The following is a 25,409-nucleotide window of genomic DNA, read 5'->3' on the forward strand; positions in this document are numbered from 1 at the left end:
CGGGCGGGCCGCCCCCGCCGCCTCCGCACCACAACCTCCCCGCTGAAGGACACCTCCCTCATGCCTCTCGCCCTCCTCGCACTCGCCATCGGGGCCTTCGGGATCGGCACCACCGAGTTCGTGATCATGGGTCTGCTGCCCGAGGTCGCCACCGACTACGGCGTATCGATCCCCACCGCGGGCTTCCTGGTCACCGGCTACGCCCTCGGCGTGGTCCTCGGCGCACCGCTGATGACCGTGCTCGGCACCCGGATCCCCCGCAAGCGGATGCTGATGCTGCTCATGGGCCTGTTCATCGCGGGCAACGTGCTCTCCGCGCTCGCCCCCGCCTTCGGGATCATGCTCACCGGCCGCGTCGTCGCCTCGCTCGCCCACGGAGCCTTCTTCGGCATCGGCGCGGTCGTCGCGGCCGAACTCGTCGCCCCGGAGAAGAAGGCCGGAGCGATCGCCATGATGTTCACCGGCCTGACCGTGGCCAACGTGGTGGGCGTCCCGCTCGGCACCCTCGTCGGCCAGACCCTCGGCTGGCGCGTCACCTTCCTGATCGTCGCGGGGCTCGGCGTCCTCGGCCTGCTCGGCATCGCCCGCCTGGTCCCCGAACTGCCCCGCCCCGAAGGCGGCGTACGGATCCGCGGCGAGCTGGCCGCCTTCCGCAACGTACAGGTGCTGCTCGCGATGGCGATGACCGTGCTCGGCTTCGGCGGCGTGTTCGCGGCGATCACCTACATCACCCCGATGATGACCGACGTGGCGGGCTTCGCCGACTCCTCGGTGACCTGGCTCCTCGTCCTCTTCGGCCTCGGCATGGTCGCGGGCAACCTCATCGGCGGCCGGTACGCGGACCGTGCGCTGATGCCGATGCTGTACGTCTCCCTGGGAGCGCTCGCCGTCACCCTGGCCCTCTTCACGCTCACCGCCCACAGCAAGGCGGGCGCCGCCGTCACCGTCGTGCTGATCGGCGCCCTCGGCTTCGCGACCGTGCCCCCGCTGCAGAAGCGGGTCCTCGACCAGGCCGCGGGCGCACCGACCCTGGCGTCCGCCGTCAACATCGGCGCCTTCAACCTGGGCAACGCCCTGGCCGCCTGGCTCGGCGGCCTGGTGATCGCAGCCGGTCTCGGCTGGACCGCCCCGAACTGGGTCGGCGCGGCCCTCGCCGCCTCCGCCCTGGTGCTCGCCCTGGTCTCCGGCGCCCTGGAGCGCCGCACCGCGGGCGGCGCGACCTCCGGCGGCCGACTGGTCGCGGCCGCTACCGCGGCCCCCGACGCACCCGCCGCCGTCCCCGCCCACCGCTGATCGACCCCCGTTCCCGTATCCCGCACCCCGCAGGAGAGTCCCCCATGTCCAGCGCCACCACCGCCCCCCGCGCCGCCGTCGCCCCGCTGACCACCCAGGACGCCGAGCTGCTCGTCGCGGCCGCCACGGCCGCCGCCGAAGCGGCGGGGGCCGCGGTCAGCGTCACCGTCCTCGACGCCGGCGGCCACCTGCTCGCCTTCCGCCGTGACGACCGCGCCGTGCTGATCTCCGGTGAGACCAGCACCCGCAAGGCCTTCACGGCGCTCCAGCTCGACGCGCCCACCGCCGACCTGGTCGCGGCAGTACAGCCCGGGGCCCCCTTCCACACCCTGCCCACCGCCCTCGACCGGCCGCTGCTGTTCATCGCGGGCGGGCTGCCCGTCCACCGCGACGGCCGCCTCATCGGCGCCATCGGCGTCGGCGGCGGTGCGCCCGAGCAGGACCACGGCTTCGCCGCCGCCGCCCTCGACGCCCTGGTCTGAGACCGCCGGGTCGCGCCCCCGTGTCCCCCGTGCCAGGTTGGTACGGGGGACACGGGCCGCGCGACCCGGTGCGCGGCGCAGGCGATCCGGAATCCGAGGTTCGATGTGAAAGGCCACGGCATGGCGACGGCCACGGTCGCCGCACTGGTCGTGCTGTCCGTCCCGGGCTGCACGGCCGCGTCCGACGGGACCCGCGGTTCGGCGCCCTCGGCCGCCCCGAGCACCCCCGGCTCCTCGGCCCCCTCTCCGGAGCCGAGCGCGGCCGCCCCGTCACCCTCCTACGCCCTGTCCACCGCCCCGCGCACCATCCCCGCCGTACGCGAGCACGTGCCGGCCAGGGGGCCCGGATGGAAACCCGACCCCCGGGCGCAGGTGGTCGTCGCACCGCAGGACAAGGCCGCGCTGGCCGACGAGGGCAGGCTGCTCGCCGGTGAACTGGGCCTGGGGTACGCCGAATCCCCGGAGCCGGGCCCGGGCGACGTGCACCTGTCCCTGGGAGCAGGGGGTTCCGGCCCGGCCGAGTCGTACACCATGGACGTCAAGGACGGCCGGGTGCGCATCACCGGCCCCGACCAGGCAGGTGTCTTCTACGGCACCCGCACCCTCAAGCAGGCCGTGCGCGGCGCCGGTTCCGCTCCCGAGGGCACCGTGCGCGACGGCCCTGCCGAGCCGCAGCGCGGCCTCAACCTCGACATCGCGCGCAAGCACTTCACGCCCGACTGGATCGAGGACCGGCTGCGCGAGATGGCCGACATGAAGCTCAACCAGCTCGGCCTGCACCTCTCCGACGACCAGGCCTTCCGCATCGAGTCCGACAGCCATCCCGAGATCGTCTCCACCCCGCACCTCACCAAGGCCCAGGTGCGCTCCCTCACCGAGCTCGCCGCCCGCCTGCACATCACGGTCGTCCCGGAGATCGACTCGCCCGGACACCTCGGTGCCGTGCTGCGCGCGCACCCCGAACTCCAGCTGCGCGACGTACGCGGCAGGGCGGTCAAGGGGGCGGTGGACATAGCGAACCCCGCGTCCGCGAAGCTCGTCGACGACCTGCTGCGCGAGTACCGGCCGCTGTTCCCCGGCGGGGCCTGGCACCTGGGCGCCGACGAGTACCAGGCGCTGGTGGTGCGCGACCCGGAGGCGTCCTTCCCCCGGCTCGCCGCGGCGGCGCGGGAGCGGTACGGGCCGACGGCCCGGGTGCAGGACCTGGCCACGGGCTGGCTCAACGACCGGGCGCAGACGGTGCGTCCGTCGGGCAAGGCGCTCAAAGCGTGGAACGACGGCTTCTTCGCGGGCGGGACGGCGAAGGCGGCCGACGACATCCAGGTCGAGTACTGGACCGGCAAGGAGATCGGCGCCCGCCCGCCGCTGGAGTACCTCCGCGAGGGACGCAAGGTCGTGAACCTCAACGACGAGTACCTCTACTACGTGCTGGGGGAGCCGAACCAGTTCACCTATCCCACCGGCCAGCGCATATACGAGCAGTGGACCCCGCTGGTCCTGCGCGGGAGCACCCCCGTCCCGGCGCGGTACGGGGACCAGATCCTCGGCGGGCGGCTCGCCGTCTGGGCCGACCTGTCGAAAGCCCAGACCCAGGACCAGGTGGCGGCCGGCATACGGCTGCCGCTGGCCGCGCTCTCCCAGAAGGTGTGGGACGCCCGCACGCCCACCCTGCCGTGGACCGGTTTCAAGAGCCTGGCCGACCGCCTGGACGCGCCCTGACCCGGGGCCCGTGTCGCGGCGGTACGCCGGCCCGGCGGATCCGCCCCGCTCAGCAGCCGGAGTCGCAGGCTTCTTCGCCGCTTCCGGCGAGTTCCGCGCAGAGCGTGCTCTCGACCTTGCCCAGGAGCCGGGTCAGCTCCGCGCTCTCGGACGCGTCCAGGCCGGCCAGCGTCTGGCGTTCCAGTTCGCCCCAGGCCCTGCGCACCCGGGCGAGCAGCCCGCAACTGGTCTCCGTGGCCTCCACCAGGGAGGCGCGGCGGTCGGCCGGATCGGGCCGCCGCCGCACGTGTCCGGCCTGCTCGAGGCGCTGGAGCATCTTGGTCACGGTCGACGGGTCGAGACCCACCGCCTTGATCAGCTCGGACTGGCGCACGGCCCCGCTGTCCCACAGGTGCATCATCAGGAACTCCTGACCGGGGTGCAGCCCCAGGTCCCGTAGTGCGCGGCCCGCGGCGATCCGGTGGAGGCGGGCAACGCGGCTGATGGCGTGGCTGACCGGGCCGTCCAGGACGGCCCCGGGCACCGGGCAGACGGGTGCGGTGCGTGGTTCCCCGGCTGTGTGCGCGGTCATGGCGGCGGTCCTCTTCTCGTGTCGGACAGGAGATCCTACCCGCCCCGCCGATTTTACCTTGGTCGGCCAAGTAATGCGGTACGCTGCCTCCACGGGCCATTAATTGGCCGACCAATCAATATCCTGCGAGGCAGCCATGACCAGCGCATTCGACCCCGTGACCATCGGCGGCGGACTCCTCCCCAACCGCATCGCCCTGGCGCCCATGACCCGCAGCCGCGCGGCCGAGGGCGGGATCGCGACCGGTCTGGTCGCCGAGTACTACGCCCAGCGCGCCTCCGCCGGGCTGATCATCAGCGAGGGGATCCAGCCCTCCGCCGTCGGGCAGGGCTACCCCTTCACCCCCGGCCTGCACACCGCCGAGCAGGTCGCGGCCTGGCGCGGCGTCACCGACGCGGTACACGCCGCGGGCGGGCGGATCTTCGCCCAGCTCATGCACTCCGGCCGCATCGGCCACCCGAGCCTGCTGCCCGACGGGCTGGTGCCCGTCGCACCCTCCGCCGTGGCGGCCGAGGGCCAGGTCTTCACCGCGGAGGGCCTCAAGGACTTCGTGACCCCGCACGAGCTGACCGGCGCCGAGGTGCGCGCGACCCTCGCCGACTTCGCCGAGGCCGCGCGGGGCGCCGTGGAGGCCGGTTTCGACGGTGTCGAGCTCCACGGCGCCAACGGCTACCTCATCCATCAGTTCCTGGCCCCCGGCTCGAACCTGCGCACCGACGAGTGGGGCGGCAGCACCGAGAACCGCATCCGCTTCGCCGTGGAGGCGGTCAAGGCGGTCGCCGCCGCGATCGGCGCCGACCGCACCGCGCTGCGCATCTCGCCCGGGAACCCGTACAACGGCATCTCCGAGCCCGACCCGCAGCCCGCCTACGAGGCCCTGGTCAAGGAGATCGACGGCCTCGGGCTGGCCTACCTGCACGTCCTCGAGCACGGTCCGGAGGCCCGGGAGACCACGCTGGCGCTGCGCAAGCAGTTCTCCGGCCCGCTCGTGCTGAACCCCGCGACGGAGGGCCCCACCGACCACCGGGCGCTCGCGCTCGTCGAGGACGGCACCGCCGACCTGCTCGCCTTCGGCGCCCTCTTCCTGGCCAACCCCGACCTGCCGGCGCGGCTGCGTACCGAGGGCCCCTACAACACCCCCGACCCCGCAACCTTCTTCGGTGGCGACGCCCGCGGGTACACGGACTACCCGGCCCTGTGAGGGCCCGCCGCCCCGGGCCCGCCGCCCCGGGCCCGCCGCCCCGGGCCCGCCGCCGTGGGCCGCGGGCGCGCGGCGGCGCGGTCACCAGATGGCGGCGACCCACTCCGGGTGGTCGATGAACGGGTTCCGGTTGTGCTGGTAGACCTCGAATATGACCTGGTTGCGGCGCTGTTCGAAGGCGTCCGGCGGGTCCATCTGGTGCCACTGCTTGAGCACGCTGATCCGGCCGTGGGCGGGGGCGGAGCCGTTGCCCACCCGGTCGTTCAGTTCCAGATCGGCGAAACCGTCGCCGCCGTCGTAGCGGACGGCCATGTAGAGCAGCATCCGCGCCACGTCGCCCTTGACCGCGTCGCGCGGCTCGAAGGAGTCGGCGTCGGTGAGGCTGCCGGGGGCCTCGCCGACGGGGCTGCCGCCCCGGTCGAAGTCCTTGTTGCCCCGGGTGCTGTTGACGGTGACGTCCTCGGGGCGCAGGTGGTGCAGGTCGGTGCCGGGGCCGGTCGCGGTGCCGAAGTCGCCGTGGCTCTTGGCCCAGACGTGCTCGCGGTTCCAGTCGTTCGCCCCACCGCCGTTGGTGGACTTCGACTGCGAGCGCCCCGAGTAGACGAGGATGACGTTGTTCGGGTTCGCCGGATCCTGGTCGGTGGCCTTCAGGGCGTTCCACACGCCGTCATAGGACACGGTGGACTGGTTCTTGACGATGTCGTGCAGGGCGGTCTTCAGGGCCGCGCCGGTCTTGCCCTGGGCGGCGGCGTAGTAGTCGGCGTAGTCCTGGCCGGCGGCTGCCGCGGGCCGCGCGTCCGCCGTCCGCTGCTGACCGGCTGAGGCGGCGGCCGGCACGGCGAACAGGGCGGCCGCCGCGAGGCCGGCGGCCCAGGGGGTCAGGCGAGAGATCTTCATGACGTGGGGGACACCTCTCCACAAGCACCGTCCCCGCCTGGGGAATGGGCGGGGCATCGGGTGGCAGTGCGAGGCTCACATTGTCATGTGCCCTACAGGTAAAAACCACGTGTCGGAAGGGAGGACCTCGGCGGGTGTGCCGTTCGCGCGCGGCGGGCAGGGTAGCCCTGGCCCCACCCAGGGGTCCCATACGACCGCGAAGTGCCCTTCCCTGGAGCAGCCGATGGCAGTGAAGATCCTGATCGTGACCGGTGACGCGGCGGAATCGCTGGAGGTCATGTACCCCTACCAGAGGCTGCGCGAGGAGGGGTACGAGGTCCACATCGCCGCGCCCGCGGTGAAGAAACTGCGCTTCGTGGTCCACGACTTCGAGGACGGCTTCGACACCTACACCGAGAAGCCCGGCTACACCTGGCCGGCCGACCTGGCCTTCGCCGACGTGGTCACCGAGGACTACGCCGCCGTGGTCGTCCCCGGCGGCCGGGCGCCGGAGTACCTGCGCAACGACCCCGAGGTGCGGCGCATCCTGGCCGCCTTCGCCGAGTCCGACAAGCCGATCGCCCAGATCTGCCACGGCCCGCTGATCACGGCAGCGGCCGGTGGCCTGGCGGGCCGCCGGGTGACGGCGTACCCGGCGCTGGAGCCGGACATGACGGCGGCCGGGGCGGCGTTCGAGGACGCCGAGACCGTGGTCGACGGCACCCTGGTCTCGGCGCGGGCGTGGCCCGACCACCCGGGCTGGATGCGGGAGTTCCTGACGGTGCTGCGCGCCAAGGCGCCGGGGGTCTGACGGTCGCGGCGCCCGGGGTGCGGCGCGGCCGCCTCCGGCCGGGAAGGGCCCCGGCCGGAGCGGTCGTCAGCTGCCGGGCGTGATCGGGGGGGCCGGCTCGTACTTGTACTCGGGGCCGAAGTTCTTCTTGACGGCGGCTTCCCAGGAGCCGTCCTCGACCATCTTCTTCAGAGCGGCGTTGATCTTGCTCTGCAGCTCCTTGTCGCCCTTCTTGACGCCGATGCCGTAGTTCTCGTTGCTGAGGCTTTGGCCCGTCAGCTTGAACTTGCCCTCGTTGCCCTTCTTGGCCGCGTATCCGGCCAGGATGGAGTTGTCCGTGGTCATGGCGTCGACGATGTTGTCCTGGAGGGCGACCAGGCACTCCGAGTATCCGGGCAGCTCCAGCACGCTCGCCTTGGGGGCAAGGCCCTTCCTGATGTTCTCGGCCGAGGTGGAGCCGGTCACCGAGCAGAGCCGCTTGTTGTTGAGGTCCTCCGCCTTGGTGATGGAGGTGTCGGAGGCGCGGACCAGAAGGTCCTGGTGGGCCACGAAGTACGGGCCGGCGAAGTCGACCTTCTCCTTGCGCTTGTCGTTGATCGAATAGCTCGCGGCGACGAACTCCACCTCGTTGTACTGGAGCAGCAGTTCGCGGTCGTTGCTGTAGACCTGCTTGAACTCGATCCGGTCCGGTGTGTAGCCGAGCTGCCCGGCCACGTAGGTGGCGACGTCCACGTCGAAGCCGGAGAAGGTCCCGCCGGGTTCGCGCAGCCCGATGCCGGGCTGGTCGAACTTGATGCCCACGGCCAGGGTCCCCTCGGCCTCGTCGCCGCCGTCGCCGCAGCCGGAGGTGGTCAGGGCAAGGGCGATCACCGCGGCGACCGCGCCGGCCTGGGGAACCTTCATTGCTGCACTCTTTCCTCGAAACGCGGGACGGCCGCCAGGGTCGCTGGGGCGCGTGGAACCGCGGGGACGTGGGGGGACGTCACGACACGTGTACGAGGAAGCTAGGAAGGCGACAGGCGCAGCGTCACTACATCTGAGCAAAACTTGAGCATAACGATCCGGTGTGGCCGCAGATCCTGTGGCGGTTCCGCGCCGGGGCGGGAGAAAGGGTGGGCAGGGTGACAGGTTCGGTAAGGGTCGACGGCAATGCGCTGCATCTGGGCGAAGGGGTGCAGATCCGCTTCATCCGGACCTTGCGGCTCCCGGAATCGGGCACGCACGCCCTGCCGCCGGGGCTGGGGGAGTTCCCGCTGCGGCGCGTCGAGGACTATCCGCGGACGGCGCCGGCGGAGTGGCTGGCGAAGGGCGGCGTGATGCTGCCGGTGTACCTGCGCGAGGCGATGTGGCTGAGCTTCGGCCGGAGCGCCGAGCCGGCCGCGCTCCAGGTCGGGGTCGGCAAGGTGTGCGCGGTATCGGGGGAGCGCTGGACCGGCCGGCTGGCCCGCGACCCGCAGAACTACGTGGTCCTGCCCCGTCAGCCCTGGCTGGACGGGATCAACTCGGGCGACGGGACGGTGCGCCAGTTCGTCGCCGTACCGCTCGGGCTCGGCGCCACCGTCGAGGGCCAGGTCACCGGCGAGGAGACCACCGGCGGGGTGCAGCTCCAGGCATTCCCGCTGGGGGAGGCGGCCTTGGCCGCATGGCGCCGGGCCCAACGGGAGGCCCGCAGGCCCGCGGCCCGGTTCGCGGCGGGACCGGCCGCCCCCGGCGGCTTCGCCGGCTACGGCGGGTCCGCGCCGATGGCACCGCCGGCCGCGATGGCACCGCCGGCCGCGATGGCCGCACCGGGGGCGGCCCCGGCCCGGGGCACGGCTCCCGCGGCTCCGGCCATGGGGCTCGGCGTCGGGGGTTCCATGCGGCAGGAGGTCTACCGCGACGACCGGCCGCTGTCCGCCTGGGCGCCGGAGCCGGCGGCGCGGGTCTTCGTCCACCTGGTGACCCCGCCCGCCTGGCGCCGCATCACCGGGGAGGAGGCGCCGCCCTCACCGGTGGACCGGGCCGCCTACACCCAGGCCGGGCTGCCCTGGTTCGACTACTACGACGAGTCCGGCGCCGACCTCGCCCCCTCCGGCCCGCTGGCCGGGGTCAAGCCGGTGGGCGAGTGGCTCGGGGACGACCACGAACCGTGGGTGGAGCCGGGCCCCGGGCAGGTCGCGCCCCTGGGGAACGCCCCCAGGCCGGGCAAGCCCGTGCAGGACGGCACCTGGTAGGCGTCCCGGGGGGCGGGGGCGCCGCAGACGAGCGCGTGTCGGCCCCGGCGCCGGGCGCTGGCCGGGAACGTACGGTCGTCCGGGCCGCGGCGGGCGGCACGTGGCAGCATGGCCGGGCAACACCTGTGAGCGAAGGGGGAGTTCGGTGACCGGTATACGCAAGGGCCTGTCCAAGGTCGAGGTCGCGCTGCGGTGGGACCCCAGCCCGGCCGGAACGCCCGCCCACGACCTCGACCTCGTCGCGGCGGTCTACGGCGCCGCGGACCTGCACGGGGTGCCCGTCCACCTCGTCCACTTCGGCAGCCGGTCACCCGACGGCACCATCACGCTGAACCGGGACAGCCACACGGGCCAGGGCTTCGGCTTCGACGAGGTGATGACCCTGGAACTCGACCGGATGGCACCGGACCTGCGCCGCGTGGTGGTCGGGGTGGTCATCCAGGACACCGCTCCCGGGCAGCGTCCCACGACGTTCGCCGACGTCTCCGGGACGGGTCTGCGCATCCGCGAGGGCTACACCGACCTGGCCGAGGGCGACTTCGGCGAGGTTTCCTCCGCCACCGCGGCGACGGTCGCAGAGTTCACCCGCGACGACTCGGGGGCCTGGTCCCTCGACTCCCGCCTGCGGGGCTTCGAAGCCGATCCCGAGGAGTTCGCCCGTACGATGGGCGCCCTCCGCTGACGGTTGCGTCACGCACCGGTGGACCACACGGGCCGGACGGCGGTCGCTCATCGGGTGAGTGACCGCCGCCCGGCCCGGATGACGCGCTGCCGCCGTCCCCACGTGGCAGCGCGGGCGCATCGCCGTCCGGTCATCGAGGACGGCGACCCGCCGGTTCAGGGGGCCCGGGGGCCGTGAGGCCGAGGGAGGGGAGCATGACCGCGTCGACGAACCTGAGCAGGTAGTCGGCGTCGGCGTCGCGCCCTTCGAGCACCGGCCGGATCCGCAGCACGCCCATCAGCTGCGCGGGAAGGAATTCCACGGCCGGATGGTCCGCGGTCACCTCGCCGCGCGTCACCGCCCGCTCCACCATCACCGCGAACGCGGCCAGTTCCGGCTCGACCAGAGCCTCGCGCAGGGCCGCCTGCAGCTCGCCGTCGCTGAGCACCGCGTGCCCGAGGGCCTGCATGAGCCGGGTGTCGCGCCCGGAGGTGCAGGCCGCGATCCGGGCCGCCGCACGCAGGTCGCCCGCCAGTGTCCCGGTGTCCACCGCGGCGAGGGTGCCCTGCCGGTTCGCGCGCAGTGCGGCGGCGACGAGCTTCGGCTTCGTCTTCCACTGCCGGTAGAGCGTGGACTTGCCGCAGCTGGCCCGTGCGGCGACGCCCTCCATGGTCAGGGCCTCGTAGCCGTGCTCGCGCAACTGGTCCAGGACGGCGTCGAAGAACTCCTGCTCCCGCTCCGGAGTGATCTTGGAGCGGCGCGCGGCGGGCGGCGTCGACGTCATGGGGGGCGGCTCCTCGGGGGCGCCTCGGCGGTGGTTCCAGTGTGAGTGTACGGGAACGCGAGCGTATCGGTACACCATCGTATCGATACGCGAATGTATCGATACACTGGCGTGTCGATCGTGCGCGCAAGAGGAAGAAGGGCCGGGGGATGACCTCCCACTCCACACCCGCCGCGACGGCGGCCGGCCGGAAGGCCGCGCGCCGCCGTCTCCTGCGCGAGCTGCTGCTCGTCGCGGTGCTGTTCACCGTCTACAAGGCGGGCCGGACGCTCTCGACCGGACGCACCGGGGACGCCTTCCGCAACGCGGCGTGGATCTGGGACGCCGAGCGCGCCCTGCGGCTGCCGGGCGAGGGCGCGGTGCAGCGGCTGCTGCTGCACGGCGGCGACCCGCTCGTCCACACGGCCAACACCTACTACGCGGCCGTCCACTTCCCGGCCACCGCGCTCTTCCTGATCTGGCTCTACGTACGCAGGCCCGACCACTACCTGTGGGCCCGCCGCGTGCTCGCGGTCCTCACCGCAGCCGCTCTCGCCCTGCACCTGAGCTTCCCGCTCGCGCCCCCGCGGATGCTCGCCGCCGCGCACCTGGTCGACACCGGACGGGTCTACGGACCCAGCGTCTACGGGGCCGCCCCGGCCACCGACACCCTGGCCAACCAGTTCGCGGCGATGCCCTCCCTGCACGTCGGCTGGGCCCTGATGCTCGCCGTCGGAATGATCGCCGCCACCTCCGGCCGGTGGCGGGCCCTGTGGCTGCTGCACCCGGCGCTGACCCTCTACGTGGTCGTCGGCACCGCCAACCACTACTGGCTCGACGCGTCGTGGCGGGCGTGCTCCTCGGGGCGGCCCTGCTGCTGGTCCCGCGCCCCCGGGCTGCCGCCGGCGCGGCCCTGCCACGGCTGCCGCACCCGCGGAGCACCCAGGCCGCGCCGGTCGGAGCCGAACGGTGAACGCCACCGCCCTCGCCGTCTGCCTCTGCCTCGCCTCCGCCGTGGCCTACGCGGCCGCCGCCGTGGCCCAGGAGCGGCTCGCCCGCGCCGGGGCCGCCCGCAGCGCCCGGGCCCTGCTCGGCAACGGCGCCTGGTGGTGGTCGGCCGGACTGAATGCCGCCGCCGCCCTGCTGCACGCCGCGGCCCTGCGCTACGGGCCGCTCACGCTCGTCCAGCCGCTCGGCGCCCTGACCCTGGTCGCCGCCGTCCCGCTGGGCGCGCGCCGATCGGGCCGCCGGGTGGCGGCCGGCGAATGGCGGGGCACCCTGGCCACCGTGGCGGGGCTCGGCCTGCTGCTGCTCCCCGCCTCGGGGCCGGCCCCCGACGACACGCTCACCCTCGCCGAGGCGTTCGCCGTCTCCGGCGCGACGGCCGGGGTGATCCTGCTGCTGACCGCCGCCAAGGACCCGCGCTCCGGGCTGCGGCACGCCACGGCCTCCGGGCTGGCCTCCGCGGCCGCCTCGGCGCTGACCCAGACGGTGGCCGTGGCGGGCGGCCGCGGCGGACCCCTGTTCAGCGTCCGGGTCGTCGCCGTTGCCCTGCTCGTGGTGGTGTTCGCCGTCGGCGGGATGCTCCTGTCGCAGCGGGCCTACCGGGGCGGGCTCGGCGCCCCGCTCGCCGTGGTCAACCTGGCCAACCCGCTGGCCGCGGCCGCCATCGGGATGGTCCTGCTCGGCGAACGCCTCCAGGGCGGCGCGGTGGGGGTGCTGCTGGCCGTGGCGGGTGCCGCGGCCGCCGCGCGCGGGGTCCTGCTCCTGACGCGTACGCGGCCCGGCCCGCTTCCCGCCCCGGCTTCCGGGCCGCCCGAGGCCCCGGTTTCCGCACCGACCACCGGTGCGCCGTCCGGCCGGGCTGCCACCGCTCCGGCGGCGCCGCTGGGGGCGCTCACGGCGGCACACCACCGCTGAACCGCAGAACCGATGCGCCCCGGGCCGCGTCCTCCACGGAGAACCACCGGAACCCCGACCGGAACGGGACCGGGGGAACACCGAAACGGAGTGCGCGGACATGGGGATCATCGGCTGGATCATCCTGGGACTGCTGGCCGGGGCCATCGCCAAGGTCCTGCTGCCCGGGCGGGACCCGGGCGGCGTGATCGGCACCACCCTGATCGGGGTGGCCGGCGCCTTCATCGGCGGCTGGCTCTCCGCGAGGTTCCTGGACCGCCCGATCGACACCCGGTTCTTCGACCCGGCCACCTGGGGCTCCGCCATCGCGGGCTCGCTGGTGCTGCTGATCGGCTACCGCCTCCTGTTCGGCAACTCCCGCGACTGAGCCCCGGGCGACGGAGTCCGCCCGGCCGACTGCATCCCGGCCGACCCGTCCCCGCGCGCACCTGATCGCCCCCCCCGGCGGGGCGACTGTGCTCGGTCATCCCGTTCGCTCCGGCCCGGCGGGCGGCGATTTTCGGCCAGGGGTGGCGGGCCCGCCCTGGCGTCCGCCGGAGGGGGCGGTTTCACTGCGGGCCCATGACACGACACAGGATCACGGGACTGCTCGGTGCGCTGGCCCTCGCCGCGGCGACCCTGGCCGGCGCCACGGGGCCCGCGAACGCCGCCGTCCCGGCACCGGCCCCTGACTCGGCCTCCGCCGCCGTGCAACCCCCGGCCTCCGTGCCGGCCTCCGCCTCCGTGCCGGCCTCCGCCCCCGTCCCGGCACCCGCCCCCGTCCCGGCACCTGCCCCGGCCCTGGGCCCGGCCCCGGCCCCCGCCCCCGTCCCCCCGCCGGGAGGCGACTCGCCGCCGGCCGAGTTCGGCAGCGACTGGCACGACCCCCTCACCCCCGCCCCACCGGTCGCCCGGCCCGGCACCCGGTCCTGTGAAATGAGCCTCGCCGCGGCGCGGTTCCGGGACTTCACCCCCTACCGGGGCAGTTACACGCCGCCCGCGGGCTGCGGTGCCGACCAGTGGGCCGCGGTGGTCCTCCGCCTCGACGGCAAGGTCAAGGGCCGCCAGTACGACCGGCTCGGCCACCTCTCCCTCGGCGGCGTCGAGATCCTGCGCACCTCCACCCCCCAGCCGTCACCCGACGGGATCGCCTGGTCGGTCGAGAAGGACGTCACCCGCTACCGGGACACCCTCGCCCGCCCCCAGCCCGTCGAGATGCTCATCGGCAACGTCGTCGACGCCACCTACACCGGCGTCATCGACGTCCACGTCACCCTCACCTTCTACGCGGCCGAGGGCGGCACCGGTCCCGCCGCCACCCCCGACCGCGTGCTGCCCCTGGCCACCCCGGAGGTCACCACCCCGCGCAACACGGAGCGCCTCCTCGCCGAGGTGTACGCCACCGGCTCGGGCGGTGGCTGCGAGGAGTACTGGTACCTGACCGTCCCGGACGCGGCGCCGTACTCCTGCAAGGCCGCCGACGGCCCCCACCGCGAGGTCCGCGTCTCCGTGGACGGACGGCTCGCCGGCATCGCGGCCCCCTTCCCGACCGTCTGGACCGGCGGCTGGTCCAACCCCTTCCTCTGGTACGTCACCCCCGGCCCCCGTGCCTTCGACGTCCAGCCGCTCACCTACGACCTGACCCCCTTCGCGGCCCTCCTCAACGACGGCCGCCCCCACCGCATCGAGGTGACCGTCGCCGGGGTGCCGGCCGGACAGAGCGGCTGGAGCACCCCCACGAACCTGCTGCTGTGGCAGGACGAGGCGCGGAAGGTCGTCACCGGCGCCCTGACCCGGCACGAGGAGGGCGTCCCCGCCCGCTCCTCCCGCTGGACCCCCGCCGCACCGGGCGGTGCACACCGGCTCGACAACGAGGGGAGCCACCGGCTGACCGTCGCCGGACACCTCGACACCTCCCACGGGCGGGTCCCCACCACCGTCACCCGCGCCGTGCACCACACCTCCGTCCACCGCTGGACCGACGGCGAGAGCCGCGACGCGCTCACCGCCTCCTGGACCGACGAGGAGACCGTCACCCGGGGGACCGCGGCCACCCGCACCCACCGCACCCACACCATGGACGGCGAGACCGTCCTCGGCGCCGACGACCGGCTGCGCACGGTCCTTTCGCTCGGCGACCGCGCCGACACCGCCACGCTGCGCGGGGGCCGGCCGACCGAGGTCTCCCGGCGTGACGACCGCTACACGGGCGCCGCCACCTACACTGCGAACGTTCCGCGCGACCAGCGGCACGCCGTCGCCACCACCACCGCTCGCTCCCGCCTGTCCGGCTCCGGCGGGTGCCACGACCGGACGGTCACGGCCGTGCAGGGCACCCTCACGGTGGACCGCCGACGCTGCTGACACCGCCGCCCCCTAACATGACCGGCCATGGACACCAGTGAGCCCGGCAGACGGCTGATCGACGGGCGCTTCGAGCTCGTCGCGCCCCTGGGAAGCGGCGGCATGGGCACGGTCTGGCGCGCCCGCGACATCGCACTGCACCGCGAGGTCGCCCTCAAGGAGGTGCGCCCGCCGGACCCGGCCACGGCCGCCGCCCAGCCCGGACTCGCCGACCAACTGCGCGAGCGGGCCGTGCGCGAGGCCCGCGCCCTGGCCCGGCTCGCGCACCCGCACGTGGTGACGATCCACCACATCGTCGAGCCCGCCGACCGCCCGGACGGTCCGGGCGGTCACCCGTGGATCGTGATGGAACTGGTCCGGGGCGGATCCCTGCACGACCGGCTGGCATCCGGGCCGCTGCCCGTGGCGGACGTGCTCCGGCTCGGCCGCGACCTGCTGTCCGCGCTGCGCGCCGCGCACGCCGAAGGGGTCCTGCACCGCGATGTGAAACCGGCCAACGTACTGCTGCGGCCCGACGGCTCGGCGGTGCTCACCGACTTCGGCATCGCCGCCCTGCACGGGTCGACCGGCCTCACCTCCACGGGCGTCCTGATCGGTTCGCCCGAGTACATCGCACCCGAGCGGGTCCGCGGGGAGGAGGGGCTGGCCGCCTCCGACCTGTGGTCCCTCGGCATGGTGCTCTACGTGGCCGCGGAAGGCGCCCACCCCCTGCGCCGCGCCTCCAGCCTGGCCACCGTCGTGGCCGTGCTCGACGAGCCGATCCCGGCGCCCGTGCGCTCCGGCCCGCTGGCGCCCGTACTGCAGCGGCTGCTCGTACGGGATCCGGCCGCGCGGCCCGACGCGGCGGAGCTGGACCGGCTGCTCCGGGACGCGGGCACCGCCCTCGCCACGCCGTCGGCGGCGCCGACGGCACCGGCGGCGCCCCCGGCCGTGGGGCGGTACGGGCCGCCCACCCCTCCGCCGTTCGGGCCGGTGCCCCATCCGTACGCGGCCACCGCGCCCCTCCCGCCGGCGGCGCCGCGCCGGCGACCGGTCCTGCTCGGTGCCGCGCTCGCGGTACTCCTGGTGGCCGGGACGGTCGGCCTCGTCAAGTGGCTTCCGGACGGCGCCGGTCCGGGCGGCGCCGCGAAGGCCGCCCCGTCCGCCGGCAGCGCCGGGGCGACCCCGCCCGCCGGCCACGGCTCCGCCGCGCCCTCGACCCCGGGCCCCGCGGCGAGCGCGAAGAAGGGCGCCCCGGCGGAGAGCAGCCTGCTCACCCCGGGCAGCATCCGGACCGCCCTGGAGGCCCTGAAGGAGCAGACCGGCACCACCACCTTCGTGAACCTGCGGATCTACGACTCCTACGTCATCGCCGCCGTCCCCACCGCCCCCGGAGCCAAGACGGTCGACTCCTGGCAGTACCGCGACGGCGGGGTCACCCGCACCGGCCCCGCCGGGACGGTCAAGGACCGTGTGCCGCTCATCGACATGGCGAAGGTCGAGTGGGACACGCTGCCCGCCCTCCTGGAGCAGGCCGAGAAGGATCTGGGCGTGGCGAACCCGACCTCCCGCTACGTGATCGTCGAGCCCTGGATGATGGACCAGAGCCCGTCCATGCGCCCCTACCTGAGCGACGAGTACGGCCAGGGCGGCTACGTCCTGGCCGGCACGGACGGGAAGGTCAGGAAGGTCTACCGCTCCTGACGCGGGCCGGGGGCGGCTTTCCCGGCCGGCGCCCTGCGATCCTGGTCCCCGTTACGACCGCGGAGAGACCTGCGAGGAGCCCGAGCACCATGCCGACCTGGCGCACCACCCTGACGGCCGCCGGGATCTGCGGCACCCGCCTGCGGGACGACTACACCCACGCCGCCCGCCGCGTGCTGCGCCGCGAGCCCGCCCCCTACCTGGCGCTGCGGCTGCTCGCCGCGCCACCCCTGGTGCCCTGGCTCGCCGCCGGACTCGCCTTCATGAACCTGGTGGACGACGTCGCCGAGACCGGCACGCCGGCCGAGCGCGCCGCGAACCTGGCAGCCCTGGCCGGGCGCGTCGAAGCCGCCCTGAAGACCGGGGACAGCCCGGAGCCGGTGCTGCGCGCCTACGCGCACGCCGTGGACTTCCGCGCCCTGCCCGCCCACTGGGTCACCCGGTTCCTCGAGGGCGCCGCCACCGCGGAGGCGGGTTTCGACGGCTTCGGCGCCGAGGAGGACTTCCAGGACTATCTCGACGCCTACGCGTGGCCGGGCGTGATGGTCTTCACCGGCCTGCAGTACCAGGGCGGTCCCGACGCCGAACAGGCGGCGGGCTGGCGTCGGTTCACCGACGCCGCCCAGCGGGTGGACTTCCTCGCGGACCTAGCCGGGGACCTGGCGCAGGGCCGGCTGTGCATCCCCCGAGCCCGCCTCGACGAGCACGCCGTGAGCCGGGCCGATCTCGAACGGGCCCGCGACACCCCCGCCGTGCGGGCGCTCCTCGCGGCGGAGACTCGCCGCGCCCGCGCCGCCCTCGACGCCACCGGAGGCATCCTCGACCTCGTCGAACCGGGCTTGCGCCCGGTGACCGGGGTGATGGCGGAGCTGATGGCGCACCAGCTCGCGGCCGTCGAGCGCGCGGGTGCCGCGGCCCTGCGCACAGACGTCGGCTACGGGCTCGTGGCGCCCTTGCGCACCCTGCTCCGAGCCCGGGCCGGCCGCCGGCGGATCCGCCGGCGGGACTGTCAACCGGCCTGTCAGTAGGGTCCGTTCACGTTGTCGATGGAACCGTAGCGGGCAGCCGCGTAGTTGCAGGCGGCCGTGATGTTCGCGACGGGGTCGTAGGAGTCCAGCGAGGTGCCGGGCACGTGGTAGGCCTTGAACGTCGGGTCGATGACCTGGAGCAGACCCTTGGACGGGATCCCGTTGCGGGCGTTGATGTCCCAGAGGTTGATCGCCTTGGGATTGCCCGAGGATTCACGCATCACATTGCGGTGGATTCCGTTGTAGGTCCCGGGAATGCCGTGCTTCGCCATGACGGAGAGGGACTCGCGGATCCACCCGTCGAGATTGTTCGCGTAACCGGTGGACGCGGGGGCCGCGGCGGCGGTCTTGGCCTTGGCTCCGAGGGTCAGTTTGAGACCGGGCCGAATGATCGAGGGGTCGGCGCCGACGACGCTCTTGTTCGCCGCGTACAACTGCTGCCAGCCACCGCTCACGGAATGCTGCGAGGCGATCTTGGAAAGCGTGTCGCCGGCGACCACGGAATAGGACGCGGAAGTCGCGGTCGCGGCGGCCGTGACCGCGGCAGGCGCCGTGGGAAGACCGGTGACCTCGACCGCTCCGGCGGTGGTCGTGCTGACCAGGGGAAGGGCGAGCGCCGCGCCGCCCGTGCCGGCGAGAGCCAGCTTGCGGGTGATCGGGTGCTGCTTCGGCCGGCGGTGCTTTCCCTTTGCGGGCATGGCGCATTTCCTCACGTGGGGGGGACGGAGAGGCCCCGGAGGTGGCCGGTTTGGGGAGCGGGACCGCCGGGAATGAGGGTGACCGTAGGCGAGTTCGCCGGGCTGGAACAAGGCCCGCATTCCACCCGTAGATCGACTTCCTGCCCTCTGCTCGCTAAATGACCTTGCCGGGCGCTTCGTGCATTTCCCAACTTTCTTTCCGGGAAAAGGGAATGGCTTTTCGCGGTTATTGATGTTGCTGCGTTCCGCGTGACTCACATCACGGGCCGCGACGCCGCGCGCATCCCTGGAGTAAAACGGGCAAGTCCACTCTCGGCAGGCCGGATTCGGGCGACATGCGCGTTGCAGGCGAATCGCCCATCGCGGATGTTTTCGACCGGGTGAAGAGGTGATCGACGAAGCGCACCCCGGCCGGCACCTGGTGGGCCACGCCGAAGCCGTCCCGGAGCGGCTGGAACAGGCCGAGTCCGATCGCGCCGAGGCGCGCGGCGGGCGGGCCGGAGCCCTGCGCATCGGTGCCTTCCCCGCCGCCACCCGCGAGGACGGCCAAGGCGCGGTCCTGGCGCCCCGCGCGCGTGCGTACCTCCCGAGCCGGCTGGTTCTCGCGCCCCGGAGTGAGGCGGCTCCCCGGCCGAGCGGTGCCCGTGTACGTTCTGACCGGGAACCGACGAGAGCAGAACGGGGTTACGACGTGACGCATCGCGTACGAGGGGTCATCGCCCGGAGCAAGGGCGCACCGGTGGAGACGACGACGATCCTCGTGCCCGACCCCGGGCCGGGCGAGGCGCTCGTCCGGGTCCAGGCCTGCGGGGTCTGCCACACCGACCTGCACTACCGCGAGGGCGGCATCAACGACGAGTTCCCCTTCCTGCTCGGCCACGAGGCCGCCGGGATCGTGGAGTCGGTCGGCCCCGACGTCACCTCGGTGGCCCCCGGCGACTTCGTCGTCCTCAACTGGCGTGCGGTGTGCGGGACCTGCCGGGCCTGCAAACGCGGCCGGCCCTGGTACTGCTTCGCCACGCACAACGCGACCCAGCGCATGACCCTGGAGGACGGCACCCCGCTCTCGCCGGCGCTCGGGATCGGCGCCTTCGCCGAGAAGACCCTGGTCGCGGCCGGACAGTGCACCAAGGTGGACCCGGCCGCAGCCCCGGCGGCGGCCGGGCTCCTCGGCTGCGGCGTGATGGCCGGCCTCGGCGCCGCCCTGAACACCGGCAACGTCGGCCGCGGCGACTCCGTCGCCGTCATCGGCTGCGGGGGAGTGGGCAACGCGGCCGTCGCCGGTGCCCGGCTGGCGGGCGCCTCGAAGATCATTGCGGTGGACCTGGACGACCGGAAGCTGGAGTGGGCGCGCGGCCTGGGCGCCACCCACACCGTCAACGGCCGGGAGGAGGACGTGGTCAAGGCGGTGCAGGGCCTGACCGGCGGCAACGGCGCGGACGTGGTCATCGACGCCGTGGGCCGCCCCGAGACCTACCGGCAGGCGTTCTACGCCCGCGACCTGGCCGGCACCGTGGTCCTGGTCGGCGTCCCGACCCCGGAGATGCGCCTCGAACTCCCGCTGCTGGACGTCTTCGGCCGCGGCGGATCCCTGAAGTCCTCCTGGTACGGGGACTGCCTGCCCGAGCGGGACTTCCCGCTCCTCATCGACCTCTACCTGCAGGGCCGGCTCGACCTGGACGCCTTCGTCTCCGAGACCATCGCGCTGGAGGCCGTCGAGGACGCCTTCGCCCGCATGGAGCGCGGCGAGGTCCTCCGCTCGGTGGTCGAGTTCCCGTAAGCCCCGGGTCCGCGCCGGGCCCCGCCCCGACGCGCCGGTACGCCCTCCGTGCCGGTCCCGTGCCCCCGCCGCGACGCGGCCGGGGGCCGCGGGCCGGCCCGCCCGCTCCCGCATCCGCACCCCAGGGGGACCTTCCGTGACCATCGAGTACCGCTACCGCCAGCCCGGAACGGTCCTCACCGACCACCGGTTCACCGTTCCGCTGGACCACGCGCGCCCGGACGGCGAGCAGATCGAGCTGTACGCCCGCGAGGTCGTCGCCGCCGGCAAGGACCCGCAGGCCCTGCCGTGGCTGCTCTACCTGGAGGGCGGACCGGGCTTCGGGGCCCGGCGCTTCATCGGCCGGCAGGCATGGCTGGAGCGGGCCCTGGCCGACTACCGCGTCCTCCTGCTCGACCAGCGCGGCACAGGGCGCTCCACCCCGGTGAACCGGCAGACGCTTCCGTCGCGCGGCGGCCCCGAGCAGCAGGCCGCCCACCTCGCGCACTTCCGCGCCGACTCGATCGTGCGCGACGCCGAACACATCCGCCGCGCCCTGACGGGCGGCGCCCCCTGGACCGTGCTCGGTCAGAGCTTCGGCGGGTTCTGCGCCACCCACTACCTCTCCACCGCACCCGAAGGGCTCACGGCCGCGCTGATCACCGGCGGCCTGCCCGCCCTGAGGGCCACCGCCGACGAGGTGTACGAGGCCGCCTTCCCCCGCATCGAGCGCAAGAACCTGGCCCACTACCGCCGTTACCCGATGGACGTGGAGCGCGCCCGCCGGATCGCGGCCCACCTCGCCGAGCGCCCGGCCGACCTCCCCGGCGGCTACCGCCTGACCGTCGAGGCATTCCAGTCCCTCGGCATGGCCCTCGGCTCCGGCGACGGCAGTCACCAGCTGCACTACCTGCTGGAGGACGCCTTCGTGCGCACCCCCGCCGGTCCCGCGCTCTCCGACGCCTTCCTGGAGGCCGCCCAGGCGCTGCTCTCCTTCGCCGGGCACCCCCTCTACGCGCTGGTGCACGAGGCGATCTACGCCCAGGACCCGGCCGTGCCCACCGCCTGGGCCGCCGAGCGGGTGCGCGCACGGCACCCCCGCTTCGACGCCGCGAAGGCCCTCGCGGGCGACGAGCCCGTCCTGTTCACCGGCGAGACGATCCACCCCTGGCACTTCACGGTGGATCCCGCGCTCGCCCCCCTGCGCGAGACCGCCGAACTCCTGGCCGCCCGTACCGGCTGGGAGCCCCTCTACGACCCGGACCGGCTCGCCGCCAACGAGGTGCCGGTGGCTGCCGCCGTCTACCACGACGACATGTACGTGGACACCGCGCACTCCCTGGAGACCGCCCGCACCGTGGGCGGCCTGCGGACGTATGTGACGGACGAGTTCGAGCACGACGGCGTCCGCGCGGGCGGCCCGCGCGTCCTGGACCGGCTGCTGTCCCTGGTGCGCGGGGAGGTGTGACCGGGCCGCGCCGGGTGCCGGGTCCGCGCCGGTCCGCTCGTCTATCGTGCCACGCATGACCGAACAGCGTGATCAATCCGAGCCCTTGCAGCCCATGCCCACCGACTGGCAGCGCGCCCTGGCCGTCGTCGCCCACCCGGACGACCTCGAGTACGGCTGCGCGGCGGCGGTGGCGGACTGGACCGACGGGGGCCGCGAGGTCGTCTACCTGCTCGCCACCCGCGGCGAGGCGGGCATCGACACCCTCGCCCCCGCCGAGTGCGCCCCGCTGCGCGAAGCCGAGCAGCGGGCGAGCGCGGCCGTCGTCGGCGTGTCGCAGGTGGAGTTCCTCGACTACCGCGACGGCGTCATCGAGTACGGCCTCGACCTGCGGCGGGACATCGCGGCGGCCATCCGCCGCCACCGCCCGGAGCTGGTGGTCACGCTCAACCACCGCGACACGTGGGGCGGTGCGCAGGGCGGGGGCTACTGGAACACCCCCGACCACAAAGCCGTCGGCCGGGCCGTCCTGGACGCGGCCGGTGACGCCGGGAACCGGTGGATCTTCCCCGAACTCCTCGCCGAGCAGGGACTGGAGCCGTGGAACGGGGTGCGCTGGGTGGCCGTGGCGGGCACCACCACGCCGACGCACGCGGCCGACGCCTCTCCCGGCCTGGAGCGGGCGATCGCCTCGCTGCTGGAGCACCGGGCGTACATCGAGGTGCTCACCGACCAGGACCCGCAGGAGTACGTCCGCACCTTCCTCACCGGCAACGTCCAGCAGTCGGCGGCCCGGTTCGGCGGCCGCCCGGCGGTCCCGTTCGAGGTCTTCCCCCGCTGACCGAGCGCCCCTAGGCTGATCTGACGATCCGTCATATTTTCTACGGGGGTGCAAGCGTGATCGACACCGTCTCCACGGAGATCGCTGAGGGGGAGGAGCGGATCCGGCTGGAGGCGCCGGTCGACGGCCTCGCCGTCCTCACCCTGTGCCGGCCGGACAAGCTCAACGGCTGGAGCTGGGAGTCCAGCCGCCAGCTGGGGCTGCTGGCGGACCGGATCCGCTTCGACCCCGCCGTCCGCGCGGTCCTGCTGCGGGCCGAGGGCCGGGCCTTCTGCGCCGGCATCGACGTGACGGCCCCGGGCGGCGCGATCACGGGCGGTTCGGCGGCCGAGCGCACGCGCGCCTACTACGAGGGCATCCGCTGGGTCCACGAGCGGTTCGCGGTCCTCGCCCGCCTCCCGCAGCCGGTGGTCGCCGCCGTCCAGGGGTACTGCCTCGGCTTCGGCTTCGAACTGGCCCTGATGGCCGACATCCGGGTGGCGGCCGAGGACGCCGTCTTCGCCCTTCCCGAAGCCCGGTTGGGGGTGGCCGTGGACGCGGGCGGCGACCTCCGCATCGCCCGCGAGGCGGGCGCGGGCTGGGCCAAATACCTGGCCCTGACGGGCCGCCGTATCGACGCCGCGACCGCGCACCGCCTGAACCTGGTCCAACTCCTCGTGCCCGCACCTGAACTGGACGCCACGGCGCGCGGCCTGGCGGCGGAGATCGCGGCGAACGCCCCCCTCGCGGTCCAGGGCATCAAGCGCGCGGTCGACGCCTACGCGGACGCCGCCCTGCCCGCCGCCCTCGACCGCGTGGCGATGACGGCCGCCCTGACCCTCACCTCGGAGGACTGCCGCGAGGGCTACACCGCCCAGGCCACCGGCCGCCCCCCGCGCTTCACCGGGGGCTAGCCGGTGCCCTGCGGATGCCGGGTGGCGGGTTCGAACGGCCCCCGTCCCAGTTGCTCGCGCACCGGTACCACCTCGGGGTTGACCAGGGCCCGGCGCTGCCAGTTCGCGCCGTCGACCACCAGGGTGTGGCCGGTGACGAAACGCGCGTACGGCGAGGCCAGGAAGGTCGCGGCCCAGCCCAGCTCCCGGGGCTCGCCCACCCGCAGGGCCGGCTGCCGCCCGCCCTTGCCGTCGGGTGCCGCCCGGTCCAGGCCGCCGCGGACGTCCCCGGTCATGTCGGCGTGCGGGAACAGCCCCGGCACCAGGCCGTTGACCTGGATGCCGTAGGGGCCCCACTCGACGGCGAGGGTCTCCACCAGGTTCTTCACCCCCGCCTTGGCCGCCGCGCTGTGCGCGAAGCCCGGTCCGCCCGTCCAGGCGTAGGAGGCGCCGATGTTCAGAACCGACCCGGGGGTGCGCGCGGCGAGGTGGCGGCGGGCGAACTCCCGCGTCATGAACCAGGTACCGGTCAGCGTGATGTCCACGACCGCCCGCCAGGCGTTCGGCGACAGGTCCTCCGCGGGGGAGGGGAAGTTGGCCGCCGCGTTGTTGACCAGCACGTCCGGCAGCCCGACGGCGGCCTCGGCCGCGTCGAAGACGTCCGCCACGCGCTCGGGGTCCCGTATGTCGCACACGGCGGCCGTCACCCGGCCCGCGCCGGGGACGGCCGCCAGCTCCTCCCGCGCCGCCTTCAGCTGCTCGACCCGGCGGCTCGCGATCACCAGATCCGCCCCGAGCCGGGCGAACTCGGCGGCGATGGCCCTGCCCAGCCCGGTGCCGCCGCCGGTCACGAGGACCACCTGCCCGGCGTACGTACCGGCGGGCAGGGCGGCGGCGCCGAGCGGCGGCGGCGCGGGCAGGCCGCGCCGGGTGTCCTCGGGGGTCCGGGTGTCGTCCGTCATGGGGCATCGATAGCGCGCGGACGCCGAGACCACCAGACCCCGGACGAAGATCAGCTCTGCGGCACGTACGCCTGCCCGCTCGCGCAGCTCCACACCACGGCGCCCGATCCGACGCCGTCCCAGGCCCAGTAGCTTCCGCCGACCCGGTCGTCGTCCGCGACCGCGAGGGCCTCGCTGCGCGCGTCCTGCGTGGCGCCCGCCGGGAAGGGGAGCGCCTTGGCCGGACCGGTCCCGGGCCAGTACGCGGCCTGCGTGCGGCTCGCGTAGCCCTCCACGAAGGTCACGGCCGTGCCGACCGCCGCGTTCGTCGTCGGGCTGATGGCGTCCAGCGTGAGGTGCTGGTAGCCGGCGACCGGGCCGGGGCCGGCCGGCAGGGCGTCGTACGGCCGCTTCCAGACGGCGGCCTTGCGCTCCTGCCAGTCCCGGTGGCTCTGCTTCTCGTAGCCGACGACGCGCCCCTTGTCGTCGATGCCGGTCGCGTGCGTGCCGATGGTCGGGTCGCCGTCGTTCCACACCGGCAGGGCGGCGGTGGGGTAGCCGCCGGCGGGCCAGACCACGGGGAAGGTCCTGCTGACCATCTGGTCGTTGTCCTGGTCGTAGTAGTCCGCGTGGGCGGTGCCGAGGATGTCACCGCGCTTGTTGATGCCGTTCACCGAGCCGATGACGGTGCCCGGGTGCGCGTCGGCGGGGAGGGGCAGTTCGCGCACCACCGCCCCGTCCACCCACTCCTTGGCGACGCCGTCGTCCACGGCGACGACGCGGCCCGCGTCGTTGACGTCGCCCCCGCCGGAGCGCGCGGACGTGGCGGTGAGCAGCCGGACCGACTCGGCGCCGAGCCGGTAGGTGAAGACGGCTCCGGGGCGGTCCTGCGCGGTGCTGCGGACGGTGCCCACCATCAGGCCCCTGCCGTTCACGGCCGTGACCGTGCCCTCCTGGAAGCCCTCGGGCATCGGCACCGCGTGCACCCGGCCGTCCGCGGTCCAGTACGCCGGCAGCCCGGCGCTGGAGCCCACGGCCAGCCCGTCCGGGCCGAAGTCCCGCACGGAGCCCGCCGGGCCGCCCGTCAGCGACGGCAGGACGGTGAGGGAGGGCGTGCACGCCGTCCCGGCCGCCGCGGCCGGTCCCGCGGCGGTGACGAGCCCCGCGAGGACGGCTGCGGCCGCGGCTGCGGACGTGATACCCCTGGTGCGGCTTCTGTTCATGGAAACGGTCCCCCTGATGAGCGTGTCATGTGCCGTACGGCGCGTGCCGGTTGATCGTAGGCGGGCGGCCGGGGCCGGGTCTCCT

24 protein-coding genes and 1 pseudogene are annotated in these 25,409 nt (G+C 74.2%); 17 read left to right on the plus strand and 8 right to left on the minus strand.

The window, feature by feature from the left end; all coding sequences use genetic code 11:
- The first annotated feature begins 60 nt into the window (after nt 1-60).
- The 3 genes from AC07FY_RS06155 to AC07FY_RS06165 all read left to right on the plus strand — a co-directional run bounded on the left by AC07FY_RS06155 (nt 61) and on the right by AC07FY_RS06165 (nt 3,494).
- Nucleotides 61-1,293, plus strand: coding sequence for an MFS transporter (locus tag AC07FY_RS06155; RefSeq protein ID WP_479001111.1), 1,233 nt, complete (start codon nt 61-63; stop codon nt 1,291-1,293).
- Nucleotides 1,294-1,337: 44 nt separating this feature from the next.
- Nucleotides 1,338-1,775, plus strand: coding sequence for a GlcG/HbpS family heme-binding protein (locus tag AC07FY_RS06160; protein ID WP_479001114.1), 438 nt, complete (start codon nt 1,338-1,340; stop codon nt 1,773-1,775).
- Nucleotides 1,776-1,895: 120 nt separating this feature from the next.
- On the plus strand, nt 1,896-3,494 hold the full coding sequence (locus AC07FY_RS06165; RefSeq protein WP_479001117.1) for a beta-N-acetylhexosaminidase: 1,599 nt from the start codon (nt 1,896-1,898) through the stop codon (nt 3,492-3,494).
- 49 nt (nt 3,495-3,543) lie between these two features.
- Here AC07FY_RS06165 and AC07FY_RS06170 read toward each other — a convergent pair whose 3' ends face one another.
- On the minus strand, nt 3,544-4,065 hold the full coding sequence (locus tag AC07FY_RS06170) for a MarR family winged helix-turn-helix transcriptional regulator (RefSeq protein ID WP_479001120.1): 522 nt from the start codon (nt 4,063-4,065) through the stop codon (nt 3,544-3,546).
- 136 nt (nt 4,066-4,201) lie between these two features.
- On the opposite strand from AC07FY_RS06170, the gene AC07FY_RS06175 reads away from it, so the two are divergent.
- On the plus strand, nt 4,202-5,266 hold the full coding sequence (locus tag AC07FY_RS06175) for an alkene reductase (RefSeq protein ID WP_479001123.1): 1,065 nt from the start codon (nt 4,202-4,204) through the stop codon (nt 5,264-5,266).
- Nucleotides 5,267-5,347: 81 nt separating this feature from the next.
- Here the strand turns inward: AC07FY_RS06175 and AC07FY_RS06180 are convergent, their stop codons facing one another.
- Nucleotides 5,348-6,163: an endonuclease I family protein gene (locus tag AC07FY_RS06180; RefSeq protein ID WP_479001126.1), complete on the minus strand. Its 816-nt coding sequence runs from the start codon at nt 6,161-6,163 to the stop codon at nt 5,348-5,350.
- Nucleotides 6,164-6,386: 223 nt separating this feature from the next.
- Here AC07FY_RS06180 and AC07FY_RS06185 point away from each other — a divergent pair, with 223 nt between their 5' ends.
- Entirely contained in the window at nt 6,387-6,953 is a 567-nt protein-coding gene (locus AC07FY_RS06185) for a DJ-1/PfpI family protein (RefSeq protein ID WP_479001129.1), read from the plus strand.
- Between the two features lie 66 nt (nt 6,954-7,019).
- On the opposite strand, the gene AC07FY_RS06190 is transcribed toward AC07FY_RS06185, so the two are convergent.
- Nucleotides 7,020-7,835, minus strand: coding sequence for a glutamate ABC transporter substrate-binding protein (locus tag AC07FY_RS06190; protein ID WP_479001132.1), 816 nt, complete (start codon nt 7,833-7,835; stop codon nt 7,020-7,022).
- Nucleotides 7,836-8,044: 209 nt separating this feature from the next.
- Between AC07FY_RS06190 and AC07FY_RS06195 the strand changes: the two genes are divergently transcribed.
- The gene (locus tag AC07FY_RS06195; protein WP_479001135.1) at nt 8,045-9,145 is read left to right on the plus strand and encodes a hypothetical protein; all 1,101 of its coding nucleotides are present in this window, start codon (nt 8,045-8,047) and stop codon (nt 9,143-9,145) included.
- A gap of 145 nt (nt 9,146-9,290) precedes the next feature.
- Nucleotides 9,291-9,827 carry a TerD family protein gene (locus AC07FY_RS06200; protein WP_479001138.1) on the plus strand — a complete coding sequence of 179 codons (537 nt, stop codon included), beginning with the start codon at nt 9,291-9,293 and terminating at the stop codon, nt 9,825-9,827.
- Nucleotides 9,828-9,957: 130 nt separating this feature from the next.
- Here AC07FY_RS06200 and AC07FY_RS06205 read toward each other — a convergent pair whose 3' ends face one another.
- Nucleotides 9,958-10,590, minus strand: a complete 633-nt coding sequence (locus tag AC07FY_RS06205) for a TetR/AcrR family transcriptional regulator (RefSeq protein WP_479001141.1) — start codon at nt 10,588-10,590, stop codon at nt 9,958-9,960.
- 149 nt (nt 10,591-10,739) lie between these two features.
- Here AC07FY_RS06205 and AC07FY_RS06210 point away from each other — a divergent pair.
- The 6 genes and pseudogenes from AC07FY_RS06210 (at nt 10,740) to AC07FY_RS06235 (ending at nt 17,543) form a co-directional block, all read left to right on the plus strand.
- Nucleotides 10,740-11,542, plus strand: a pseudogene (locus AC07FY_RS06210) (phosphatase PAP2 family protein).
- Nucleotides 11,539-12,489, plus strand: a complete 951-nt coding sequence (locus AC07FY_RS06215) for a hypothetical protein (protein WP_479001144.1) — start codon at nt 11,539-11,541, stop codon at nt 12,487-12,489. Before AC07FY_RS06210 ends, AC07FY_RS06215 begins: the two are co-directional and overlap by 4 nt.
- Before the next feature lie 100 nt (nt 12,490-12,589).
- A complete protein-coding gene (locus AC07FY_RS06220; protein ID WP_479001146.1) occupies nt 12,590-12,856 on the plus strand; it encodes a GlsB/YeaQ/YmgE family stress response membrane protein in 267 nt (88 codons plus the stop codon).
- Nucleotides 12,857-13,050: 194 nt separating this feature from the next.
- Complete coding sequence (locus AC07FY_RS06225; protein ID WP_479001149.1) at nt 13,051-14,832, plus strand: peptide-N4-asparagine amidase; 1,782 nt, start codon at nt 13,051-13,053, stop codon at nt 14,830-14,832.
- A 27-nt stretch (nt 14,833-14,859) separates the two neighbouring features.
- Nucleotides 14,860-16,515 (plus strand): serine/threonine-protein kinase, encoded by a 1,656-nt coding sequence (locus AC07FY_RS06230; protein WP_479001152.1) that lies wholly within the window; start codon nt 14,860-14,862, stop codon nt 16,513-16,515.
- 89 nt (nt 16,516-16,604) lie between these two features.
- Nucleotides 16,605-17,543, plus strand: coding sequence for a squalene/phytoene synthase family protein (locus AC07FY_RS06235; protein ID WP_479001155.1), 939 nt, complete (start codon nt 16,605-16,607; stop codon nt 17,541-17,543).
- Here the strand turns inward: AC07FY_RS06235 and AC07FY_RS06240 are convergent.
- Together AC07FY_RS06240 and AC07FY_RS06245 are read right to left on the minus strand one after the other, a co-directional pair.
- Nucleotides 17,537-18,241 (minus strand): transglycosylase SLT domain-containing protein, encoded by a 705-nt coding sequence (locus AC07FY_RS06240; protein ID WP_479001158.1) that lies wholly within the window; start codon nt 18,239-18,241, stop codon nt 17,537-17,539. The genes AC07FY_RS06235 and AC07FY_RS06240 overlap by 7 nt on opposite strands.
- A gap of 259 nt (nt 18,242-18,500) precedes the next feature.
- Nucleotides 18,501-18,791: a hypothetical protein gene (locus AC07FY_RS06245; RefSeq protein WP_479001161.1), complete on the minus strand. Its 291-nt coding sequence runs from the start codon at nt 18,789-18,791 to the stop codon at nt 18,501-18,503.
- A gap of 141 nt (nt 18,792-18,932) precedes the next feature.
- Here AC07FY_RS06245 and AC07FY_RS06250 point away from each other — a divergent pair, with 141 nt between their 5' ends.
- From AC07FY_RS06250 to AC07FY_RS06265, 4 genes are all read left to right on the plus strand, one after another.
- Nucleotides 18,933-20,021: an S-(hydroxymethyl)mycothiol dehydrogenase gene (locus tag AC07FY_RS06250; protein WP_479001163.1), complete on the plus strand. Its 1,089-nt coding sequence runs from the start codon at nt 18,933-18,935 to the stop codon at nt 20,019-20,021.
- Nucleotides 20,022-20,163: 142 nt separating this feature from the next.
- Nucleotides 20,164-21,468, plus strand: a complete 1,305-nt coding sequence (locus AC07FY_RS06255; protein ID WP_479001603.1) for an alpha/beta fold hydrolase — start codon at nt 20,164-20,166, stop codon at nt 21,466-21,468.
- Nucleotides 21,469-21,523: 55 nt separating this feature from the next.
- Nucleotides 21,524-22,288 carry a PIG-L deacetylase family protein gene (locus AC07FY_RS06260; RefSeq protein WP_479001166.1) on the plus strand — a complete coding sequence of 255 codons (765 nt, stop codon included), beginning with the start codon at nt 21,524-21,526 and terminating at the stop codon, nt 22,286-22,288.
- Nucleotides 22,289-22,344: 56 nt separating this feature from the next.
- A complete protein-coding gene (locus AC07FY_RS06265; protein ID WP_479001169.1) occupies nt 22,345-23,181 on the plus strand; it encodes an enoyl-CoA hydratase/isomerase family protein in 837 nt (278 codons plus the stop codon).
- Here the strand turns inward: AC07FY_RS06265 and AC07FY_RS06270 are convergent.
- A complete protein-coding gene (locus tag AC07FY_RS06270) occupies nt 23,178-24,122 on the minus strand; it encodes an SDR family oxidoreductase (protein ID WP_479001172.1) in 945 nt (314 codons plus the stop codon). The genes AC07FY_RS06265 and AC07FY_RS06270 overlap by 4 nt on opposite strands.
- A 50-nt stretch (nt 24,123-24,172) precedes the next feature.
- Nucleotides 24,173-25,324 carry a hypothetical protein gene (locus AC07FY_RS06275; RefSeq protein ID WP_479001175.1) on the minus strand — a complete coding sequence of 384 codons (1,152 nt, stop codon included), beginning with the start codon at nt 25,322-25,324 and terminating at the stop codon, nt 24,173-24,175.
- Between the last annotated feature and the right edge of the window lie 85 nt (nt 25,325-25,409).

The sequence above is a fragment of the Streptomyces sp. NPDC045967 genome, from assembly GCF_056430495.1.

Excerpts from the sequence above, each read along its gene's own strand:
- AC07FY_RS06205 (WP_479001141.1), bottom strand. The coding sequence starts at position 10,590 with ATGACGTCGACGCCGCCCGCCGCGCGCCGCTCCAAGATCACTCCGGAG.
- AC07FY_RS06240 (WP_479001158.1), bottom strand. The coding sequence starts at position 18,241 with ATGCCCGCAAAGGGAAAGCACCGCCGGCCGAAGCAGCACCCGATCACC.
- AC07FY_RS06260 (WP_479001166.1), top strand. The coding sequence starts at position 21,524 with ATGACCGAACAGCGTGATCAATCCGAGCCCTTGCAGCCCATGCCCACC.
- AC07FY_RS06225 (WP_479001149.1), top strand. The coding sequence starts at position 13,051 with ATGACACGACACAGGATCACGGGACTGCTCGGTGCGCTGGCCCTCGCC.
- AC07FY_RS06275 (WP_479001175.1), bottom strand. The coding sequence starts at position 25,324 with ATGAACAGAAGCCGCACCAGGGGTATCACGTCCGCAGCCGCGGCCGCA.
- AC07FY_RS06160 (WP_479001114.1), top strand. The coding sequence starts at position 1,338 with ATGTCCAGCGCCACCACCGCCCCCCGCGCCGCCGTCGCCCCGCTGACC.
- AC07FY_RS06235 (WP_479001155.1), top strand. The coding sequence starts at position 16,605 with ATGCCGACCTGGCGCACCACCCTGACGGCCGCCGGGATCTGCGGCACC.
- AC07FY_RS06165 (WP_479001117.1), top strand. The coding sequence starts at position 1,896 with ATGGCGACGGCCACGGTCGCCGCACTGGTCGTGCTGTCCGTCCCGGGC.
- AC07FY_RS06175 (WP_479001123.1), top strand. The coding sequence starts at position 4,202 with ATGACCAGCGCATTCGACCCCGTGACCATCGGCGGCGGACTCCTCCCC.
- AC07FY_RS06185 (WP_479001129.1), top strand. The coding sequence starts at position 6,387 with ATGGCAGTGAAGATCCTGATCGTGACCGGTGACGCGGCGGAATCGCTG.
- AC07FY_RS06180 (WP_479001126.1), bottom strand. The coding sequence starts at position 6,163 with ATGAAGATCTCTCGCCTGACCCCCTGGGCCGCCGGCCTCGCGGCGGCC.
- AC07FY_RS06170 (WP_479001120.1), bottom strand. The coding sequence starts at position 4,065 with ATGACCGCGCACACAGCCGGGGAACCACGCACCGCACCCGTCTGCCCG.
- AC07FY_RS06230 (WP_479001152.1), top strand. The coding sequence starts at position 14,860 with ATGGACACCAGTGAGCCCGGCAGACGGCTGATCGACGGGCGCTTCGAG.
- AC07FY_RS06155 (WP_479001111.1), top strand. The coding sequence starts at position 61 with ATGCCTCTCGCCCTCCTCGCACTCGCCATCGGGGCCTTCGGGATCGGC.
- AC07FY_RS06270 (WP_479001172.1), bottom strand. The coding sequence starts at position 24,122 with ATGACGGACGACACCCGGACCCCCGAGGACACCCGGCGCGGCCTGCCC.
- AC07FY_RS06190 (WP_479001132.1), bottom strand. The coding sequence starts at position 7,835 with ATGAAGGTTCCCCAGGCCGGCGCGGTCGCCGCGGTGATCGCCCTTGCC.
- AC07FY_RS06220 (WP_479001146.1), top strand. The coding sequence starts at position 12,590 with ATGGGGATCATCGGCTGGATCATCCTGGGACTGCTGGCCGGGGCCATC.